15 protein-coding genes are annotated in these 21,111 nt (G+C 73.8%); 8 read left to right on the top strand and 7 right to left on the bottom strand.

All coding sequences use genetic code 11. The features are described from left to right. Positions 1-21 precede the first annotated feature (21 nt). The 8 genes from D9753_RS27240 to D9753_RS27275 all read left to right on the top strand — a co-directional run bounded on the left by D9753_RS27240 (position 22) and on the right by D9753_RS27275 (position 9,713). Positions 22-1,164, top strand: coding sequence for a Gfo/Idh/MocA family protein (locus D9753_RS27240; RefSeq protein WP_121789404.1), 1,143 nt, complete (start codon positions 22-24; stop codon positions 1,162-1,164). Beyond that, the gene (locus D9753_RS27245) at positions 1,161-2,006 is read left to right on the top strand and encodes a DUF6807 domain-containing protein (protein ID WP_121789405.1); all 846 of its coding nucleotides are present in this window, start codon (positions 1,161-1,163) and stop codon (positions 2,004-2,006) included. Before D9753_RS27240 ends, D9753_RS27245 begins: the two co-directional genes overlap by 4 nt. Then, a complete protein-coding gene (locus tag D9753_RS27250; RefSeq protein ID WP_121789406.1) occupies positions 2,003-3,583 on the top strand; it encodes a glycoside hydrolase family 43 protein in 1,581 nt (526 codons plus the stop codon). Before D9753_RS27245 ends, D9753_RS27250 begins: the two co-directional genes overlap by 4 nt. An 89-nt stretch (positions 3,584-3,672) precedes the next feature. Beyond that, complete coding sequence (locus tag D9753_RS27255; protein ID WP_121789407.1) at positions 3,673-5,013, top strand: ABC transporter substrate-binding protein; 1,341 nt, start codon at positions 3,673-3,675, stop codon at positions 5,011-5,013. Between the two features lie 129 nt (positions 5,014-5,142). After that, positions 5,143-5,943, top strand: coding sequence for a rhamnogalacturonan acetylesterase (locus tag D9753_RS27260; RefSeq protein ID WP_121789408.1), 801 nt, complete (start codon positions 5,143-5,145; stop codon positions 5,941-5,943). Between the two features lie 23 nt (positions 5,944-5,966). Next, positions 5,967-7,304, top strand: a complete 1,338-nt coding sequence (locus tag D9753_RS27265; protein ID WP_121789409.1) for a pectate lyase family protein — start codon at positions 5,967-5,969, stop codon at positions 7,302-7,304. 69 nt (positions 7,305-7,373) lie between these two features. Beyond that, complete coding sequence (locus tag D9753_RS27270; protein WP_121789410.1) at positions 7,374-8,480, top strand: pectinesterase family protein; 1,107 nt, start codon at positions 7,374-7,376, stop codon at positions 8,478-8,480. Positions 8,481-8,777: 297 nt separating this feature from the next. Then, on the top strand, positions 8,778-9,713 hold the full coding sequence (locus D9753_RS27275) for a M28 family metallopeptidase (protein WP_240468297.1): 936 nt from the start codon (positions 8,778-8,780) through the stop codon (positions 9,711-9,713). Between the two features lie 69 nt (positions 9,714-9,782). Here D9753_RS27275 and D9753_RS27280 read toward each other — a convergent pair whose 3' ends face one another. Genes D9753_RS27280 through D9753_RS27310 form a run of 7 tightly spaced genes read right to left on the bottom strand, consistent with a single transcriptional unit; the run spans position 9,783 to position 20,455 of the window. Further along, the gene (locus tag D9753_RS27280; RefSeq protein ID WP_121789412.1) at positions 9,783-12,122 is read right to left on the bottom strand and encodes an amino acid adenylation domain-containing protein; all 2,340 of its coding nucleotides are present in this window, start codon (positions 12,120-12,122) and stop codon (positions 9,783-9,785) included. Positions 12,123-12,166: 44 nt separating this feature from the next. Beyond that, entirely contained in the window at positions 12,167-12,595 is a 429-nt protein-coding gene (locus D9753_RS27285) for a nuclear transport factor 2 family protein (RefSeq protein WP_121789413.1), read from the bottom strand. A gap of 41 nt (positions 12,596-12,636) precedes the next feature. Then, on the bottom strand, positions 12,637-13,878 hold the full coding sequence (locus D9753_RS27290; protein ID WP_121789414.1) for a beta-ketoacyl [acyl carrier protein] synthase domain-containing protein: 1,242 nt from the start codon (positions 13,876-13,878) through the stop codon (positions 12,637-12,639). A gap of 11 nt (positions 13,879-13,889) precedes the next feature. Continuing rightward, complete coding sequence (locus tag D9753_RS27295; protein ID WP_121789415.1) at positions 13,890-14,903, bottom strand: zinc-binding dehydrogenase; 1,014 nt, start codon at positions 14,901-14,903, stop codon at positions 13,890-13,892. 22 nt (positions 14,904-14,925) lie between these two features. Continuing rightward, on the bottom strand, positions 14,926-19,032 hold the full coding sequence (locus D9753_RS27300; protein ID WP_121789416.1) for a non-ribosomal peptide synthetase: 4,107 nt from the start codon (positions 19,030-19,032) through the stop codon (positions 14,926-14,928). Then, positions 19,029-19,337 (bottom strand): acyl carrier protein, encoded by a 309-nt coding sequence (locus tag D9753_RS27305; RefSeq protein WP_121789417.1) that lies wholly within the window; start codon positions 19,335-19,337, stop codon positions 19,029-19,031. Before D9753_RS27305 ends, D9753_RS27300 begins: the two co-directional genes overlap by 4 nt. After that, positions 19,334-20,455 (bottom strand): ketopantoate reductase family protein, encoded by a 1,122-nt coding sequence (locus tag D9753_RS27310; RefSeq protein ID WP_163010804.1) that lies wholly within the window; start codon positions 20,453-20,455, stop codon positions 19,334-19,336. The genes D9753_RS27305 and D9753_RS27310 overlap by 4 nt, the downstream gene beginning before the upstream one ends. Positions 20,456-21,111 lie beyond the last annotated feature (656 nt).

Raw genomic sequence — 21,111 nt, forward strand, 5'->3', positions numbered from 1 at the left:
CGCGGGCGCGGGGAGGACCCCATGACCGTACCCGTCGTCCTGGCGGGCGCGCGCGGACACGGCCACTGGCACCTGGACAACATCCGCCGGCTCCAGGCCCGGGGCACCCTCCGGCTGGCCGGGATCTGCGAACTGACCCCGCTCACCGCCGACGAGATCCCGGACGGCCTCGGCACACCGGAGCAGTCGGCCGACCTCGGGGCGCTCCTGGCGGCCACCGGCGCCCGGATCGCCGTCATCTGCACGCCGATCCCCACCCACACCGGCCTGGCCCTCACCGCCGCCGAGCACGGGGCGCACGTGCTGCTGGAGAAGCCGCCCGCGCCCTCCTACGCCGAGTTCCGCCGCATGGCCGACGGCCTCGCGAAGGCCCGGGTGGTCTGCCAGATCGGCTTCCAGTCCCTCGGCTCGCACGCCGTGCCCGCGATCCGCCGCCTCGTCGCCGAGGGCGCGATCGGCGAGGTCACCGGCGTCGGCGGGGCCGGCGCCTGGGCCCGCGACGAGGCCTACTACCGGCGCGCGCCCTGGGCCGGCCGGCGGCGCCTGAACGGCACCGACGTGGTCGACGGCGTGCTCACCAACCCCCTCGCGCACGCCGTCGCCACCGGCCTCGCCGTCCTCGGCACCACTCGCGCCGAGGACGTCACCGGCATCGAGACCGAGCTGCTGCACGCCAATGCCATCGAATCCGACGACACCTCCTGCGTCCGCGTCCGCACCCCCCGCGGCCCGATGACGGTCGCGGCGACCCTGTGCGCCGAACGGCCCGGGGAGCCGTACGTGGTGGTGCACGGCGGCGCCGGCCGGATCACCTTCTGGTACAAGCAGGACCGGGTGCTGCTCCAGCGGGCCGGCCACGGCCCCGAGGAACGGGTGTACGGCCGCACGGACCTGCTGGAGAACCTGGCCGGACACCTGGCCGGCGGCGACGCGCTGCTGGTCCCGCCGGTCGACACCGGCGCCTTCATGCGGGTCGTCGAGGCCGTCCGGACGGCCCCCGACCCGGTGCCGCTGCCCGCGGACGCCTGGCGGCTGCTGCCCGCCGAGCGGCGCCGGGTCGTGCCCGGCATCGAGGACCTGGTCGCGGCGGCGGCCGACCGCCTCGCCCTCTACTCCGAACTGGGCGCCTCCTGGGCGCCGTCGAAAGAGGTGAGCACCCGATGACGTCGACCGACACCCTGGTCCTGCGGGCCGCCGGCCGTCCGGTCGGCCGGTACGTCATCCGGCCCGAGCTGCCCGCCCGGCTCTCCCCGCGCCCCTACCTGCACCCCGTCACCACCCTGGCCGGCACGGCGGTCACCGAGGTGTCCCCCGCCGACCACGCGCACCACCTCGGCGTCGGTGTCGCCGTTCCCGACGTCGAGGGGCACAACTTCTGGGGCGGGCGGACCTTCGTCCGGGGCCGGGGGCCGGCCGAGCTGGAGAACCACGGCGTCCAGCGGCACACCGGCTTCCAGCTCCGCGACCCCGACGGCTTCGTGGAGGAGCTGCGCTGGGCCGCCGCCGGAACAAACCTGCTGCGCGAGCGTCGTACCGTCGCCGCGACCGGGCTCACCGCCACCGCCTGGGCGCTGGACTTCACCTTCTCCCTCACCAACGTCACCCCCGGTCCCGTGTCGATCGGCAGCCCCGCCACCAACGGGCGGCCCGGCGCGGCCTACGGCGGCTTCTTCTGGCGGGCCCGCAAGGAGGAGGGGACGCCCAGTGTGTTCACCGCCGGCCGGGAGGGCGAGACGGAGGTGCACGGCACCCGCGCCGACTGGCTGGCGCTGGCCGGCGCGGACTGGACGCTGGTCTTCGCCGGGGCCACCGAGGAGACCCGGCGGGACCCGTGGTTCGTGCGGGCCGCCGAGTACCCGGGGGTCGGCTCCTCCCTGGCGCACGGCGAGCGGCTGGCCGTCGCGCCCGGCGGGACCGTCGTACGCCGGATCGTCACCGTCGTCGCCGACGGCCGGCTGCGACCGGACGAGGCGGCGGCCCTGGTCCGGAAGGCGGTCGGCCCATGAGCACCCCCGACACGTACACGAACCCGGTGCTGGACGCCGACTGGTCCGACCCGGACGTCGTCCGGGTCGGCGACGACTTCTACCTCACCGCCTCCAGCTTCGGCCGCGTCCCCGGCCTGCCCCTGCTGCACTCGCGGGACCTCGTCAACTGGACCCTCGTCGGCCACGCCCTCGCCCGCCTGGAACCCGAGGAGGAGTTCGCGGCGCCCCGGCACGACCGCGGGGTCTGGGCGCCGTCCCTGCGGCACCACGACGACCGTTTCTGGATCTTCTGGGGCGACCCCGACCAGGGGATCTTCCAGGTCAACGCCCCCGGGATCAGGGGCCCCTGGACCCGTCCGCACCTGGTCGAGCCGGGCAAGGGCCTGATCGACCCGTGCCCGCTGTGGGACGAGGAGACCGGCGAGGCCTATCTCGTGCACGCCTGGGCCAGGTCCCGCTCCGGCGTGAAGAACCGCCTCACCGGCCACCGGATGCGTCCCGACGGCACCTCGCTGCTCGACGAGGGCGAGGTGATCGTGGACGGCGACCGCATCCCCGGCTGGTTCACGCTGGAGGGCCCCAAGCTGTACCGGCACGACGGCTGGTTCTGGATCCTCGCGCCCGCCGGGGGAGTGGCGACGGGCTGGCAGGGTGCGTTCCGCTCGCGCGGGTTCTTCGGCCCGTACGAGGAGCGGATCGTCCTGGAGCAGGGGGACACCGACGTCAACGGGCCGCACCAGGGCGGCTGGGTGCGCACCCAGGCCGGCGAGGACTGGTTCCTGCACTTCCAGCAGCGCGGCGCGCACGGCCGGGTCGTCCACCTCCAGCCGATGCGCTGGGGCGATGAGGGCACCTCCCGCTCGAGCGAAGCCGGGAGCGGGGGAGGCTGGCCCGTACTGGGCGCGGACGGCGCCCCGGTCGCCGTGCACCGGCGGCCCGCCCTGCCGCCGCAGCCGCCCGCCGCGCCCGCCACCGACGACGACTTCCCCGGCGGCCGGTACGGCCGGCAGTGGCAGTGGACCGCCAACCCCGGCGACGGCTGGGCCACCCAGCACTCCGGGGACGGCCTGCGGCTGACCTGCCTGCGCTCGGCCGACGCCGACGACCTGCGCAGACTGCCGAACATCCTCACCCAGCGGCTGCCCGGCCCACCCGGCGCGGTCGAGGTCGAACTGCGGCTGGACGGCACCGAGCCGGGCGCGCGGGCGGGGCTCGTGGTGCTCGGGGACGCCTACGCCTGGATCGGGCTGGAGGGCGGGACCGACGGGACGGTCCGGCTCGTGCACCGGTTCGCGGAGGCGGCCGACGGCGCGGCGCCCGCCCCGGCCGCGGCGCCGTGGGGCGGCGAACGCGACGCCGGTGTGCCGTGCCCCGCTCCCGGGGGCCGGGCTCGGCTGCGGATCGAGACCGGGGCCGGGGCGCGCTGCCGGTTCCGGTACGACCTCGGGGACGGCCCGCGCCCGTCCGGACCCGTCTTCGCGGCCACCCCCTGGCGCTGGGTCGGCGCCCTGCTCGGCCTGTTCGCCACCGCGCCCGGCGGGCCGGGACCCGCGGGCGCGGCGACCTTCACCCGGTTCCGCATCAGCCCTCTGTAGGCCCCGCCACGCGTGCCACCGCCTCACCCCTTCCGTTGGATCCGGAAGAGAACCAGAAGAGAACCAGCAGAGAAGAAGAGAGCCGACCGATGAAGAGCAGCATCCGTATCCGCACCAGCAGACGGGCCGCCTCGGCCGCCGCCCTGGCCTGCGTCCTCGCCCTGACGGCCGGCGCCTGCGGCGACGACGGCAGCGGCAGCGCGGGGGACAAGGGGGACGAGGGCTCCGGCAAGGGCACGATCACGTTCTGGGACAACAACGGCGGTGTCCGCACCGACGTGTGGAAGCAGATCATCGCCGATTTCGAGAAGAAGTACCCCGACATCGAGGTCAAGTACGTCGGCGTGCCCGCCGCGAGCGTCCAGTCCAAGTACGACACCGCCATCCAGGGCGGCGGCCTGCCCGACGTCGGCGGCGTCGGTACGGCCATGCTCGCCGAGGTCGCCGCGCAGGGTGCGCTGGAGCCGCTCGACGACCGGATCTCCGGCAGCTCCCTGAACGGCAGGCTCAACGCCAAGTTCCTGGAGAGCGTGAAGGCCGCCGGCGGCGCCGGCCGTACGTACACGGTGCCGACCTCCGCCAACAACGGCACGCTGTGGTACCGCACCGATCTGTTCGCTGCGGCCAGGCTGGACCCGCCGACCACCTGGACGAAGTTCTACGCGGCGGCCGGCAAGCTCACCGACCGGGACCGCAACCGGTTCGGGTACACCATCCGCGGCGGCGAGGGTTCCATCGCGCAGGCCCTGGACGCGATGTACGGGCAGAGCGGGATCACGTCGTTCTGGAAGGGCGACCGGACCACCGTCAACGACCCGAGGAACGTGGCCGCGCTGGAGAAGTACGCCGGCCTGTACAAGAAGGACACCCCGTCCGCCGACGTCAACAACGACTTCACCAAGATGGTCGCGCAGTGGGACTCCGGCAGCATCGGGATGCTGAGCCACAACCTGGGGTCCTACGCCGACCACGAGAAGGCGCTGAAGGGCAGGTTCAAGGGCGTGCCCAACCCGACCCTGGACGACGGCACCCGGGTGCAGGTGTCCAACCCGGTCGACGGGCTCGCGCTGTTCAGGTCCAGCCGGCACAAGGCCGCCGCCTGGAAGTTCATCGAGTTCGCCGCCTCGCACGAGTCCAACAGCAGGTGGAACCGGGTCGCGGGGCAGGTGCCGGCCAACCTCGAGGCCGCGCGGGACGCGTGGGTGCGGGCGTCGGAGCCGACGCGGCTCGCCGCCGAGGCGCTGAGCGGGGCCGGCACCAAGGTCGTGCAGTTGCCGTACTACCTGCCGGACTGGAACACCCTCTCCAAGGCCGACAACGAGTCCAACTTCCAGAAGGTGCTGCTCGGCAGGCTGAGCGCGAAGGAGTTCCTGGACACACTGGCCGACCAGCTCGACAAGGCCCAGGCCGACTGGAAGAAGAACCACTGAGCGCCGGGCGGTTCCGGCCCGTGGGGGCCTGCCGGGCGGTTCCGGCCGGCCGCGCCCCCGCGGCGGAGCCGCACCCGGACACCCGCCCCGAACCCCCTTCGCAGTTCCCCGCGTCCGAAAGGCACCCCCTTGTCTCTCACGCGCAGACAGCTCGGGCTCGCCGCTGTCGCCACCGCTCCCCTCGCCCTCGGCGCGACCGGCACGGCCCGGGCCGCCGGGCGCCGTCCCCGCACCCTGTACATCGCCGGTGACTCCACGGCCGCCCCGAAGGACGCCGGCGAGGCCCCGGAGACCGGCTGGGGCATGGCACTGCCCTTCTTCCTCCGCGAGGGCGTCACCGTCGCCGACCACGCGGTGAACGGCCGCAGTTCGAAAAGCTTCCTGGACGAGGGGCGGCTCGACGCGGTCCTCGCCTCGATCCGGCCCGGTGACCTGCTGCTCGTCCAGTTCGCGCACAACGACGAGAAGGCCACCGACCCCGCCCGGTACACCGAGCCCTGGACGACGTACCAGGAGTGTCTGCGGCGGTACGTCGCGGGCGCCCGGTCCCGCGGGGCCCGGCCCGTCCTCGCCACCCCCGTCGAGCGCCGCAGGTTCGACGCCGACGGCAACGCCCTGCCGACCCACGGCGACTACCCGGCGGCGATGCGGGCGCTGGCCGGGGAGGAGGGGGTGGCGCTGCTCGACATCGAGGCGCTCTCGCTCGCGCTGTGGCAGCGACTCGGCGTGGAGGGGACGAAGACCTACTTCAACTGGACCGCCAGCGAGCAGGACAACACCCACTTCAACCCGCCGGGCGCCATCGCCGTGGCACGGCTCGTGGCGCGGGAGCTGCTGCGCACCCGGGTACTGGCCCGGCACGACGTCGTCCGGCTGCACGAGGACGTTCCGGCGTCCTGGATCACCTGGCCGCCCGCACCGCGGTCCTGACCGTCACCGAGGAGAGCCGCACCATGAGTACATCCAACTGTCATGGACGTGTCATAGCAACGCTGGCGGGGTGCACGGCCCTCGTGCTGTCCCTCACCGGCACCGCCGCCGCGTCCGGCCCGGCCACCGGCCACCGCACCGGCCACCGCACCGGGCCGGAGCGCCAGGTCCTGCCCGCCCGGGACGGCTGGGCGTCCTACGGCACCGGCACCACCGGCGGGGCCGCCGCCGACCCCGCGCACGTGTACACCGTCAGCACCTGGGAGCAGTTCGAGGCCGCCCTCGCCGACGGCGGCAGCACGCCGAAGATCGTCCGCGTGAAGGGGACGATCGACGCCGACGGGCCGGGCTGCGACTCGTTCGCCGTCCCCGGCTACGACTTCGCCACCTATCTGAAGACCTACGACCCGGCGGTCTGGGGGCGGACGCGCACCCTCGACAACGAGCCCGACGACAGCCCCGAGGGCCTGCGCCGCGCCTCCGCCGCCCGCCAGGACGCCTTCGTCAAGGCCGCCGTCCCCGCCAACACGACGATCGTCGGCATCGGCCGTGACGCCGGCTTCCAGGGCGCCAGCCTCCAGATCAAGGGCGCCGACAACGTCATCGTCCGCAACCTCGCCTTCGAGAGCCCCCTCGACTGCTTCCCGCAGTGGGACCCGACCGACACCGCCGAGGGCAACTGGAACTCCGAGTACGACAGTGCCGTCGTCCACGGGTCGGCCCATGTGTGGATCGACCACGACACCTTCACCGACGGTGATCACCCCGACAGCACCCTGCCGTCCTACTACGGCCGGATCTACGAACAGCACGACGGCGAGCTGGACATCGTCAAGGGCGCCGACTACGTCACCGCCTCCTGGAACGTCTTCGAGGACCACGACAAGACGATCCTCATCGGCAACAGCGACAGCGCCGCCACGGCCGCCGTGGACCGGGGGCACCTCAAGGTCACCTTCCACCACAACCTGTTCCGGAACCTGGTCGAGCGGGCCCCGCGCGTCCGCTTCGGACAGGTGGACTCGTACGACAACCACTTCGTCGCCGGGGACGGCTACTCGTACAGCTACGGCATCGGCATGGAGTCCCAGCTCGTCGCCGAGCACAACGCGTTCACCCTGCCGGACGGCGTCCTGGCCGGGTCGGTGCTGAAGAAGTGGAAGGAGGCGCCGGTCACCGCCGCCGACAACTGGGTCAACGGCACGCCGGTGGACCTCATCGCCGCCCACAACGCCCAGGTGCCCGGCGAGATCCTGCGGCCCGGGGCCGGCTGGACTCCGGTCCTGCGCACCCGGGTGGACCGGCCGCAGGCCGTGCCCGCACTCGTCGGCCACCACGCGGGCGCCGGACGCCTGCGCTGACACCCCGGGGGCCGGGCCCGTCCCCGGCCCCCGTCCCCCCGGCCGAGCCGCATCCGAAGGAGCACACCCATGCCCCTGTCCCGACGGGGTTTCCTCACCGCGGGCGCCGTGGCCGCCGTCGCGCCCGGCCTCGCGTCCGCGCCCGCCCGGGCCGCCGCCGCACCGCGCCCGTTCGGCCGGTACGGATCCCCGGCCCGCCGCCTCACCCCGGACACCCTGTACGTCGACCCGCACGGCCGGGGCGACTTCACCGCCGTCCAGGAAGCGGTGACCGCCGCCACCGGCAGCGGACGGACCCTGGTCATCGCGCCCGGCACCTACCGGGAGACGGTCGCCGTCGACGCCGGCCGCACGGAGATGACCTGGATCGGTGCCTCGGAGAACCCCCGCGACGTCGTCATCGTGTACGACAACGCGGCCGGCACCCCCAAGCCGGGCGGCGGCACCTACGGCACCTCCGGCTCCGCGACGACCACCGTCCGGGCCGACGGCTTCACCGCCCGCTGGATCACCTTCGCCAACGACTGGCTGCGCGCCGACCACCCGGACATCACCGGCACCCAGGCCGTCGCCGCCAAGGTGCAGGGCGACCGCGGCGCCTTCCTGCACTGCCGCTTCCTCGGCCACCAGGACACCCTCTACGCCGACTCCACCGCCCTCGGCGTCCTCGCCCGCCAGTACTACGCGCACTGTCATGTCGAGGGCGACGTCGACTTCGTCTTCGGCCGGGCCACCGCCGTCTACGACAACTGCCACTTCCGCACCCTCGACCGCACCGACCTGGCGGCAGCCCCCTACGGCTTCGTCCTCGCGCCCTCCACGGCCGTCGCCGACCTGCGCGGCTACCTGGTCCTGCGCGGGCGGGTCACCAGCGAGGCCCCGGACGGCTACTACAAGCTGGCCCGCCCCTGGGTGCCCAGCTCCGACCCGACCGCCCGCCCGATGCTCACCGTCCGCGAGACCTGGCTCGGCCCCGGCATCGACACGGCCGCCCCCTACACCGACATGTCGGCCGCCCACCCCTGGCAGCGGCAGCGGTTCGCCGAGTACCGCGACAGGGGCCCGGGCGCGGTGATCACCGTCCCGGAGAACCGTCCCCAGCTCACCCGGGAGCAGGCCGCGGCGGCGACCAGGGCAGCCTGGCTGGGGGACTGGACGCCCTGGAGGGAACGCTGACCGGACCCGTCGCGCGGCGGGCGGGCCGGGCGTAGGAAACACGCCAGGAATTGTCCCCTTTTCCGTCGCCGTCGTGCCCGCCGTCGCGTGATACCCGGGCGAATTCGTGCATGAATTCGCGAGATTTCGCCCTGGCGGGAAACGGGCGTCCACTTCATTCCGTTTGTGAAGGCCGAGGAAAGGGCGGTGCGTCCGGGCGGGTGTCGTGAAATATTCGGGGCGGTCACGGGGGATCCCCTGATCGGACATGCACGCACCCGCATCGCAGAGGGGAAATGCGCAGTGCCATTCACATCCGTGCGTTCTGCCGTCGTCGCGGCCTCCACGCTGTCCCTGCTACTCCTGGGAACGGCCGGTGTGCACGCCGAAGCGCCTGCTCAGGCAGGTGATGTGCCCGACATCTCCGTCACCGGGGTGATGCGGCACCTCGACGCGCTCCAGAAGATCGCCGACGCCCACCACGGCAACCGGGCCCACGGCACGGCCGGATATCAGGCGTCCGTCGAATACGTCCGGGGGAAACTGGACGCCGCCGGATACAGAACCTCCCTCCAGCAATTCGAGTTCGGTGGAAAGAAAAGCTGGAACCTGATTGCCGACTGGCCGCACGGCGGGCGCTCCGGAAAGGTGCTCATGGTCGGCGCGCACCTCGACTCCGTGGACACGGGACCCGGAATCAACGACAACGGCTCCAGCGTCGGTGCCATCCTGGAGACCGCGCTGACGGTCTCCGCGAGGAAGGCCGCCCCCGCCCAGCACCTCCGGTTCGCCTTCTGGGGGACCGAGGAGGAGACCTACATCGGTTCCACGCACTACGTGAACAGCCTGCCGCCCGCCGAACTGTCCAGGATCAGCGCCTATCTGAACTTCGACATGATCGGCTCACCCAACCCCGGGTACTTCGTCTACGACCAGAGCCCCGAGGTCGCCCGGCACTTCAAGGCCTTCTTCGACGCCAAGGGCATCCCCACCGAGCCCGCCACCGCGCTCAACGGCCGCAGCGACCACGAGCCGTTCCTCGCCGAGCACGTCCCGGTGGGCGGTATCTTCACCGGGTCCGCCGAGATCAAGACCCCGGAACAGGCCGCGAAGTGGGGCGGGACCGCCGGCCTGGCCATGGACGTCTGCTACCACCTGGCCTGCGACACCCCCGCCGACATCGACCGGCACGCCCTCGACGTCAACAGCGACGCCGTCGCGGCGATGGTGTGGAAGCTCGGCGTGCGCGGCTGACCGGCTGGAGAGCAGCCCGCGGGCGCCCGGCGGTCCGACCGCTCCACCGGGCGCCCCGCGCCCGCGCCGTCAGCGCGCCCGGCGTCCGCGGGGGCGGGCCGCCAGCCGGGCCAGCCGGTCGCGGTCCACCTTGCCGGTGGGGCCGACCGGCAGGGCCGGCAGGACGAGCACGTGCTCCGGCAGCATGTAGCTCGGCAGGACCCCGGCGAGACTTCGGCGGACGAACCCGCCGGACAGCTCCCGCTCCGCCGCCCCGGTGGCCACGGCGGCCACGATCTGCGGGCCGTCCTCGCCGCGCAGCGTGGTGACCGCGCAGTCGACCACCCCCGGCACCCGCCGCAGCGCGGCCAGCACCTCGCCCAGCTCGATCCGGTAGCCGCGCACCTTGACCTGGTCGTCCCGGCGGCCCCGGAACTCCAGGTTGCCGTCGGCGCGCCACAGGGCCCGGTCGCCGGTGGCGTACATCCGCTCGCCGACCGGCCCGCCGACCGTGTCGGCCGTGAACTTCGCGGCCGTCAGCTCCGGTTCGCCCACGTACCCGTCGGCCACGGCCACGCCCGCGATGTACAGGTCGCCCTCCACGCCGACCGGCAACGGCTTGCGGTCCTCGTCCAGGACGTAGTAGCGGGCGTTCCGGATCGGCCTGCCGTACGGCACGCTGGTCCACTCCGGGTCGATCGCGCCGACGTCGAAGTGGTTGGACCAGATCGTCGCCTCCGTCGCGCCCCCCAGGGCCACGACACGGGCCCCGGGGAAACGGTCCCGGACCCGGTCGGGGAGGGTGAGCGGCACCCAGTCGCCGCTGAGGAAGACCAGCCGCAGACGGGGCTCCGGGGCATCCGGCGGCGCCTCCTGCGCGAAGGACATCACCATGCTCAGCGCGGCCGGTGCCGAGTCCCAGAAGGTGACCGGCTCCCGCAGCATGATCTCCATCAGCCGTTCGCCGTCGGAGAGTTCGTCCGCCGGCACGACGCGCAGGCTGGCGCCCGCCGCCAGGACGCCCAGCAGGTCGTACACCGACAGGTCGAAGGTCAGCGCGGTCACCCACAGCAGACAGTCGTCCGGCCCCACCGCGTACGTCTCGTTGACCCACTGGATGACGTTCACGGCACTGCGGTGGCGCACCGACACGCCCTTGGGCACACCGGTGGAGCCCGAGGTGAAGATGACGTACGCGGTGTCGCCGGCACCGGGCCCGGCCGGCAGCGGCAGACCGCGGGCGGCCTCCACGTCGCTCCACGTGCTGACCACCGGCTCGTACGGCTCCCCGCCCTCCGCCGGTGCCGGGCGCAGGACGACGTCGTAGCGGTCCCGCAGGACGGCCGGCCAGTCGTCACCCTCGCGGCGGTGGATCTCCGCCCGCACCGGCAGACCGAGCCCGGCGGCCGGCGCGCCGAACCAGTCGGCGGGCACCCGCAGATGACCCGGTTCCCCTCCTTCGCGCGGTTCCTCCAGGTCCGCGAGGACCACCGCCCCGCCGGGCGTCAGCGCGCCCAGCGCGTCCCGCAGCACGGACCGCAGGTACTCGAACCCCGGGAAGAACTGGGCGACGCTGGCCAGTACCACCACGTCGGCGCTCGCCGGCGGCACCACGTCACCGAGCCCGTCGGCGGCGGCCCGCACGAACCGGGCGCCCCCGCCGTACTCCCGGCCGGCCCGCTCCAGGGCCACGGACGACACGTCGACGCCCGTGTAGGCGGCGACCCGGTCCCGCAGCGCGCAGGCGATCAGGCCGGCACCGCAGCCCACCTCGACGACCCGGGGCCGGTCCGTCACCGACAGCACCAGGTCGCGCACATGCGAGACGTACGTCCCGATCTGCTCGTCGGAGACGCCGTCGGCGGGGTTCCGGTTGAAGCCCGAGGCGCGGGCCTGGTCCCCGTCCTCGGCGACGGTGTCCCACAGCAGGCCCACCGCCTCCGCGTCCAGCGGGTCCGGGGCCGGGGCCCGCAGATCCGTGCAGACCAGCCGCAGCCCGGTGCCCGCGAGGTGCCCGGCCTCCTCCGCGCGGCGCGCCAGGGCGCGTCCGGTGACGATCCAGCCGATCCCCAGCCGGCGCACGGGGGCGGCGATCCGCGCGGCCGGCCAGCGCGCGTCCAGCGGCACGTAGGCGGCGCCGGTGCGCAGCACCCCGACGACCGCCCGCACACTGTCGTACGAGTTCTCGTGCAGGATGCCGACGAACGCGCCCGGGCCCGCACCCCGGCCGCTCAGGAAGCGGGCGAGCAGACCGGAGTCGTCCCACAGCCGCCCGTACGTCCTGACCTCCCCCTCCCCGAGGCGGACGGCCGGGGCGTCCGGGTTCTCCCGTACGCGCCGTTCGATCAGGTCGACCATGCTCACCTGGTCCTCGAACGGCCGTGCCGTGTCGTTCCACGCGGCCGGCGGCAGCTCCCAGGGCTCTGCCATCTGCTCTGCCCTCCTTCGTTCAGGCCCGCTCGGGCGGCGGATCGTCAGATGACGCGGCCGAACTTCGGGTTGTCGCGGTGGATGACCCGCTCCCGGATGCGCAGTTCACCGTCGACGCGCACCATGCGGTCCTCGACGCTGGAGGAGGAGAAGAAGCGCATCTGGTCCTCCGTGTCGGTCTGGGTCACCAGCGAGTAGTAGGTGACGCGCAGGCCGTCGTCGCCGGCCGGCTCGATCAGGAAGTGGTCGAACCAGTGCCGGGTGACCAGCCCCTCGTACATCGGGAGCATGCTCTTCATCTTGGCGCGCATCGCCTCGCGGCCCTCCACCTTCTCCCCGCGGTGCGGGTGGGCGACCGAGCCGTCCTCGGTGAAGGTGGCCGTGAACCGCTCGATGTCCAGGTCGTCCAGGACGCGCATCTGGCGGGCGTAGAAGTCCTTGACCTCGATGTACAGGTCGGCGTTGACGGACATGGGTACTCCTTGCTGTGACTCGGTGCGGGAACGGGGGAGCGTCAGAGCGACGGTGCTCCCTCCAGGACGAGGAAGGCGTTGGTGCCGCCCACGCCGGCCGACATCAGGCCGGCCGTGCGGGAGCGGCCGTGCGCGGGCCAGGGGCGGCCCTCGGGGAGGATGCCGAAGCGCGCGCCGCGCCCGGTGAACTCCTCGACGGGGTCCTCGGTGTTGGGGGTCGCGGGCAGGAAGCCGCGGTCCATCGCGAGGCAGGTCTTGATCAGGGCCGCCATGCCGGCCGCGGTGTCGCAGTGGCCGACGGACGCCTTCACCGAGCCCACCGCCACCGGCTCGCCCTCGGTGCCGAGCGCCTCGATCAGGGCGGTCGCCTCGATCTGGTCGTTCAGCGGGATGCCGACCCCGTGCGTCTCCACGTAGTCGACGTCGGCCCCGGTCAGGCCCGCCGCCTCCAGGGCCCGGCGTACCGCGCGGACCTTGCCGTCGACACCGGGGATGACGAAACCGGGCTTGGCGCGGCCGTCGTTGGTCACGGCGCTGCCCCGGATGACGGCGTAGACCGGATCGCCGTCGCGCAGCGCGTCGTCGAGCCGGCGCAGCAGGACGGCCCCGGAACCGTCACCGGGGACCACGCCGTTGTGCCGGCGGTCGAAGGGGCGCACGATGCCCTCGGTGGAGTAGATGCTGCGCGGGGTGCGCACGTAGGTGCCGTCGGCGTCCTCCTGGACGGCCACCGCCCCGGCCAGGGCGTAGTCGCAACTGTGGGCGCGCAGGCTCTGGCAGGCCAGATGCACGGCGACGGCCGAGGTGGCGCACGCCGAGTCCAGCATCACCGACTCGCCCCACAGGTCACGGAGGTAGGAGAAGTAGGGCCCGGCGAACGTCGGGTCGACGTGCACCACGTCGTCGAAGGCGGCCCGCGGCACGTGCTTGGTGCGGGCGCAGCCGGCGTACACGGCGGTCCGGTCGGCGATCGCCGACAGCCGCACCCCGGCGTCCTCCGCCGCCTGCCACAGCGACTCCTGGAGGATGCCGTGCTGCGGGTCCAGGCCCTCGACGCCGACGAGCGCGCTGTCGTAGCGGTCCCGGTGCGGCGCCCACCCCCAGGAGTGGACGCGCAGCCGGTCCCCGCCCAGGTCCTCCACGACCGGCACCGGCTCCCGCCGGAAGCAGTCGCGGCCCGCGACGAGGTTGTCCCAGAACGCCTCGACGTCGGGCGCGTCGGCGAACCGCCCGCCCACACCGATGACGGCCACCGGGCCGGAACGATCGGAGAGTTCTGACATGCGACCCTGCCTCAGTCGAAGGTGAGCGCGACCTTGACGACCCCGTCCCCGCGGTGGTGCGCCAGGTCGAGGGCGTCGGCGATGTTCTTGATGTCGAAGGTGTGGGTGATGTGGTCGTCGACGCGGATCGAGCCGCCCCCGATCAGGTCCAGGGCCGTGCGGAAGGAGGCGAGCCCCGGCTCTAGCTGGGCGCCGCCCACCGCGTGGATCAACTGGGCGTTGCGCACGAAGAGATGGGCGTACGGAATGCGCATGTCGTAGTCCTCGGGCATGCCGAAGAAGCCCAGCCGGCCCTGCTGGCCGACCATCCGCATCGCGTGCACGCGCGCCCCGTCGGTGCCGGCCGCCTCGATCACCAGGTCGGCGCCCGCGCCGCCGGTCAGCTCCATGACGACCTCCTCGGCGCTCTGCCCGGGCACGTGCGCGGTGGCGTCCGCGCCGAGCGCACGCGCCACCGCCAGCCGTCCCGGCTCCAGATCGACCGCCACGACCCGCTCGAAGCCGCGGTGCTTGAGCATCTGGAGGAACAGCAGGCCGGCCGAGCCGATGCCGACGACGGCGGCCGTCCGGCCCTGGGGCACCGGCTCCGGCCAGAACCGCTTCAGCGCGAAGACGACGGTCCCGAGCTGCTGCGCCATCAGATGGACCGTCGGCGAACCGGTGTCCGGCAGCGGCAGCAGGAACCGGTCGGCGATGGTCTGGTAGCGCGCGAACGACGCCATGTACGCGTGGTTCGGCACGGTCAGCACGAGGTCGCCCGGCGCGAACCGCGCCGACCGGCTCTCCACGACCCGGCCGACGCCCTCGTGCCCCGGATATCCCGCCGGGCAGGGGTAGGGGTGGTCCCGCATGTCCCGGAAGAACGGGGACTCGGCGCGCACCCGGTGCACATCGCTGCCGCAGATGGCGGCCACGGTGTTGCGGACCAGCACCTCGTCCTCGTTCAGCTCCCGGAAGGCGACGTCCTCCACCTCCAGGCGCCCGGGTTCGACGAGAACGGCGGCTTCGCCACGTACGTGCGGCATGCGGACCTTCCTTCGGGGATGTTCACGAGTGGTCGGCGCGGGCGGTGGTCGCCCAGGACAGGGGGTGGCCGGGCAGCCGTGGCCGGCGTGCCGTGCCGTCCGGGGTCAGCCGCGCCCCGACGCCCTGGCACCACAGCGCCGCGAGTGCCCTGAGCAGGGCTTCGTCGTCCAGGTCCGCCGCGGGCAGCTCCAGGACGGCCACCTCGCCGAGCTGGTCGCGGACGACCTGGAGCAGCTTGGCGGGCTCGGCCCCGGTGGCCAGGTGCGCCTGTCGCGGGGCGGGCCCGTCGGGGGTGACCGGACCGAGCGCGGTGCTCCACAGCACACCGGGGCGGCCGGGCAGGGGTACGGTCCCGGACTCGTCGGCCGCGTACCGGCGGGCCTCCTCCATGCCGAGGGCCCCGCTCACCACGGCCGCCGCGATCCGGCCCGGGCCGGCGCCGAGCACCGCCGCCGGGGTCACCCCCCACTGGGCGAACCGGCCGGCGAGGCACACCTGACGGGTGAGGGCGTCGGCGCTGCCGTCACCGGCCTCCGCGAACGCGAACACCACGGCGGGGGCCGGTCCCGGGACGGGCGGCGCGGCCGGGTGGCCGGCACCGTCGCGCAGGGCCCGTACCGTCTGCTCCCGGCCGTCCGCCACCACGGCGAACCGGTGCGCGAACCGCTCCCGCCCCCGGTCCAGGGTGTGCGCCACGTCCCCCAGCGCCACCCGCGGGTTCGCCTCCAGATACGCGGCCAGCCGCTCCCGGGCCACGGCGAGGGCCTCCGCGGTGACGGCGGACAGGGCGAGGACATGGTGCCGGGCCCCGCCCGTCACGGGCCGCCGCTCCGGCGCCGCGTACCCGGGCGGTGTGCGCGGTGCGGGCCGCCGCCGTACGGCCGCCCCGGCGGGCGTGGCCGCCGGGGCGGCCGTGGGACGGTGGGCGGTGGCGATCAGGCGGGCCTGGTCCCGGACGGTGACGTGCCGCAGCAGGTCGATGACCGGGACGTCGGCGCCGGTCGCCAGCCTCAGCTCTTCGCGCAGCTTCACCAGCAGCAGCGAATGGCCGCCCGCGTCGAAGAAGTTGCGGTCGGAACCGAAACCGTCGTGCCCCAGCACCGCCCGCCAGGCCGCCCGTACGCCGTCCAGCAGGGAGGCCGGGCCGGGAGCCGCAGCCGCAGCGACGGTCGCGGTCGCGGCCGGGGCGGTGGGCGCCGGTGCGGCGGGAGCGGGCTTCAGGGCGTGTCCCCCTCGGTCCACGTCCGGCAGCCGGCGCCGGTCGATCTTGCCGGTCGGGGTGAGCGGCAGCTCGTCCACCAGCACCAGGTGGCTCGGGACGGCGAAGGCGGGCAGCCGCAGCCTGGCGTGCCGGCCGATCCCGTCGGCGTCCGTGCCGGGCGCGGCGACCGCGTAGGCGACGATCTCCTTCTCGCCGCGCCCGTTGACACGGGTGGTGACGAAGACCGACTCGACGGCCGGATGGGCGTCCAGCACGGCCTCCACCTCGCCGAGTTCGACGCGCTGACTGCGGATCTTGACCTGGTTGTCGTCGCGGCCGATGAACTCCAGCAGCCCCTCCGGCGTCCAGCGCACCCGGTCACCGGTGCGGTACAGCCGGGTGGTGCCGTCGGTGACGAAGCGGCCGGCGGTCAGCTCCGGCGCGTTCAGGTAGCCGTCGGCCAGCCCGGCGCCGCCCAGCAGGAGTTCACCGGGCACACCGCGCGGGACAGGCCGGGTGCCGCCCTCCTGCACCACCCGCACCTCGGTGCCGGGCACCGGACGGCCGATGGGGACCGTGCGGGCGTCCGCCGCGACCTCGGCGACCGGGAACCAGGTCGAGGTGAAGGAGTTCTCGGTGGGTCCGTAGCTGTGCAGGAGCACCCCGGGACGGCTCCAGCGCAGGGCGCGGCGCATGTGCCGCACGGAGATCAGCTCGCCGCCGAAGTAGACGCGCCGCAGCGACTGGAGCGTGTCCGGGGCGTCCTCGATGATCCGGTTGAGCAGCGGCGTCGTCACCAGCAGGGTCGTCACCCCGCGCGCACGGACGACCCTGCGCATCTCGCGGGGACTGAGCACCAGGTGTTTGTCGAGGACGACCAGTTCGGCGCCGTGCGTCAGCGCGCCCCAGATCTCGTAACTGGCGCCGTCGAAGTTGAGCGGGCACAACTGCGCGACCACGTCCGTCTCGTCCAGCGGGATGAAGTCGGGCCGCTGGAGGAGCCGGGCCAGCCCGCGGTGCGGCAGGACGACGCCCTTGGGCCGGCCGGTCGTACCGGAGGTGTAGAGCACGCACAGGGTCGCCGCGTCGTCGTACGGGACCTCGGGCGCGGCCGGCCCGCCCGCCCGCGCCGGTACCTCGTCCAGCCGTACGGCCGTGTCGCGCGGCACGTCGAGGGTGTGCCCGCAGTCCGGGTCGACGACGAGGACGGCCGGGCGGGCGTCGTCCACGATGAGTTGGAGCTGGGCCTCGGGGTAGGCCGGGTCGAGCGGCAGGTACGCGGCCCCGGCCAGGGCGCTGGCCAGCCAGAACACCGGCGTGTCGAGGCCGGGGGAGAGCAGCAGGGCCACGGTGTCACCGGGCCCGGCGCCCCGCTCGCGCAGCCAGCCGGCCAGTTCCCCGGCGCGGGCGCCGAGTTCGCCGTAGGTGAGGACGCGGTCCCCGTGGCGTACGGCGACCGCGTCCGGCCGGCCGGCCGCGTGCCGCAGGACCAGCGCGGGGATGCCGGGCGCCGGCGCGGTGGCGGGCGCGCCGTGCGCGGCGACCTGGGACAGGCCCGGGTCGCACGCGGCGAGCAGGTCGCCGCAGGAGGTGTCCGGGGCGGCCACCGCGCGGGCCAGCAGCTCGCGCAGTTCCTCGGCGAACAGCTCGGCGGTGGCGTGGCGGTAGCGGGCGGTGTCGTAGTAGACGCACAGCCGGGTGCCGGCCGAGCCCTCCAGCACGTTGACCGAGAACTCGTACTTCGTCGTCTCGTCCGGATGGTCGAAACGGCGGACGGTGACCTCGCCGGCCTGCCACTCGTCCTCGTAGGCGGGCGTGTACATGAACGCCGTGCGCTCCACGCCCGGGCCGTCCGACCGTTCGCTGCGGATCTCGCGCAGCCGGCGCATCGGCAGATGGGTGTGCTCCATCGCGTCGAGCATCTGCTCGCGCAGCCGGGCGGTCACGTCCGTGAAGCGGTCCTCGTGGTCCAGCCGGTCGCGTATCGGCAGGACCCGGCTGAACAGGTCGACGCGCTCGGCGTCGGCGTCCCGGCGGCCGGCGAACACCATGCCGAGGACGCCCTCGGACTCGCCGGCCCACGCGTGCAGCAGCACCGACCAGGCCGCGAGGACCACCACGGCGGGGGAGCCGCGGCCGGCCGTGGCCAGGGCCTGGACGCCCGAGGTCACCTCGTCCGGCAGCCGCACCTCCACCCGGCCGGAGGGCCCGGGGAAGCCGTCCTCGGGCACCAGGTCGTGCGGCGGCGCGAGGGAGGCGGGGGCGTCGTGCAGCACCGCGGCCCAGTACTCCTCGGCGTCGGCGTAGCCGTCGGTGTCGGCGTGTGCGTCCACGTCGGCGTCGGCGTACGCGTCGGCGCCGGTCGGGTCGTCGGTGCCGGTGCCGGTCCGGTCGTCGGTTTCCGCGTCGCTCCGGTCCGCGGGGTGCGACGTGGCGCGCGGTGCGGTGCCGGGCCCGCCCGCCGCCCGGGACCGGTACGCGGTCACCAGGTCCTCGGCGAGGATCCGGCTGGACCAGCCGTCGGAGACGATGTGGTGCATCGTGACGGCCAGCAGGGCGCCGCCGTCCCCGGTCAGCAGGGCCGCCCGCAGCAGGGGTGCCGTCGCGAGGTCGAAGGGCGCGCGGCCGGCGACGACCGCGCGGGCGAGGGCCTCGGCCCGGTCATAGCGGCCGGGCAGCCGGTCGGTGACGAAGGCCAGGGGCGGCTCCGCCTCGGTGTCGTGCCACAGCTCGCCGCCCTCGGTGGCGAAGGAGCCGCGCAGCGCCGCGTGCGCCCGCAGCACGTCGCCGAGGGCGGCCCGCAGTGCCGGTACGTCGACACCCGGGACGAACTCCAGGTCGACCGTGATGTTGTAGCGGTCGGAATCCGGTTCGCGCTGGCAGGCGAGCCAGACGTCCAGTTGCTCGGAGGAGGCCGGTGTCCTCACTTCGGGACCGCCACGTGCTCGCCGGCGGCGTCCGCCCGCAGGGTGCGCACCAGACCGGCGACCGTGCGGACGGAGCGGAAGTGGACCGGGGTGAACTCGGCGTCCGTGATCGTCACACCGAAGCGCTGCTCGCACTGGGCACGCAGCTCCACGAAACCGAGGGAGTCGAGCCCCAGGACGTCCTGGAGGCCGTCGTCGTCCCCGATGCGCTCCGCGGGCACGTCCAGGAAGAGGTCGTCGACGAGGATCTCCTTCAGCGTCGCTTCCAGGGTTTCGGCCTGCTTCTCGCCCGAACCGAGGGTCATGACGTTTCTCCCTTGCTGTAGGTGGATCGGTGCGGCGCGGGGGCCTCGGCGCGCCGCTCCCGCTCCGCGGCCCGGCGCGCCAGCTCGGTGATCGCCGGCAGGGAAAGGTCGTGGTCCCGGGCGCGGCGCAGTACCGGCTCGGTGAGCGCGGCCAGTTCGGTCGGCCGGACACCGGTGGCCACGTCCCGGTGCAGGGAGGTGTCGGTGCGGCCGGGCAGGGTGTCGAGGGTGTGCAGCAGGCCCGGCCCGTCGACGGCGACGTCCTCGGCCGCCGCGACGGCGCAGGCCTCGCGCGCCGCGCCGTGCAGCAGCGCCTTCAGCCCGGGCTGCCGCCGGACGGCGCCCAGGGGGCCGTCGGCCGCGGTGGTGGCCAGGGCCAGCGGCAGCAGGAGGACCAGCTTGCGCCACAGAACGCGGGCCGGGTCCGGCTCGGTGGTGCAGGCGATGCCCGCGTCCGCGAGGGACGCGGTCACACCGGCGAACGCGGTGGCGCGCGAGGCGCCGGTGTGTGGTGCACCGACATGTGGTGCACCGACATGTGGTGCACCGACACCTGATGGGGTGGCATGTGGTCCGTCCGCATATGGCCGGTCGGCACACGGCCTGTCGGCACATGGTCCGTCCGCACATGGTGCGGCGGAGCCGGGCGTGGCGGCGCCGGACCCGGCCGGCGTGCCCTCGGTCGCCGCCAGGCTGACCTCGGCGAACAGGGAGTTCCACGTCACCCGGCCCGGCCCCGTCCGCTCCGCCTCGACGCGGATCGCGCCGACGATCTGGCGGGAGCCGAACCGCTCCCGCAGCAGGGCGGGGTGGTCGAGCCCGTTGAGCAACGGCACCACCGCGCCCGGCAGCGGTCCCGGACCGGTCCGGGACAGGGCGGCCCCGAGTGCCGGTGCCTTCACCGTCACCCACAGGACGTCGACCGGCTCGTCGAGCCGGCCCACCGCGCGGACCGCCACGGAGTGGTCGCCGCGCAGTCTGCTGTGGACGTCGATCACGCCGGAGTAGCGGGCCCGGGTGGACTCCCGCATCACCAGCGTGACGTCGTGGCCGCCGCGGGCCAGGGCCGCCCCGAGGGCGAGCCCCACTCCGCCGGCGCCCAGAATCGCATGCCTCAACACGTTTCCCGGAGCGTCTCGTGAGAACACCGGTGCCCGCACGGCCCGACCGCGCACGGCGGGCGGCCGGAAGGGACACCGGACGAAGGAAAGTAGAACGTGAAACGAAATAGCCGGCTACGGCCCTGAAGGGTCCGACGGCCGCGGGTCGGACGGCCGAACGCCCCTGATATCGAACGGAGTCAAGACGCTACTTCGTTGATGTGTACATGCGGCCGATCGGCCGATGCGTACTCCCCGTGGCGGCGTACATGATTCCCCCTGTCACGCCGGATCCAGATCACCGCCGAACGCGATGCTGAAATACTGCGTTCACAAACGACTCAGACTGTAAGGGCGTCAGATTTCGGCCGTCAACCTTCTTTTCGGCCAACGGATGGCCGGTGGGCGCACCCTCGTGCGGGCTGATGACGCGAAGTGTCGATCATTTGGCCTGAGTCGATACGGCCGAGTGTGGCCGACGAACGACCCTTGACTGGCCCGATGGCTGCTGCCTACGCTCCGACAACGGCAATCTGGCCACCACGGCGAGCATTCGGCTCGGGGACCGAACCGGTTTGATCCACCGGTTGTGCGTCTGTTTCCACGGGGGATCAAGAAGATAAAGCGCATACAGTCACACGCCCCTGTGCGCCGCCGTTCCACGGCTGCGCCGT

It is taken from the genome of Streptomyces dangxiongensis (assembly GCF_003675325.1).
Lineage (GTDB): Bacteria > Actinomycetota > Actinomycetes > Streptomycetales > Streptomycetaceae > Streptomyces > Streptomyces dangxiongensis.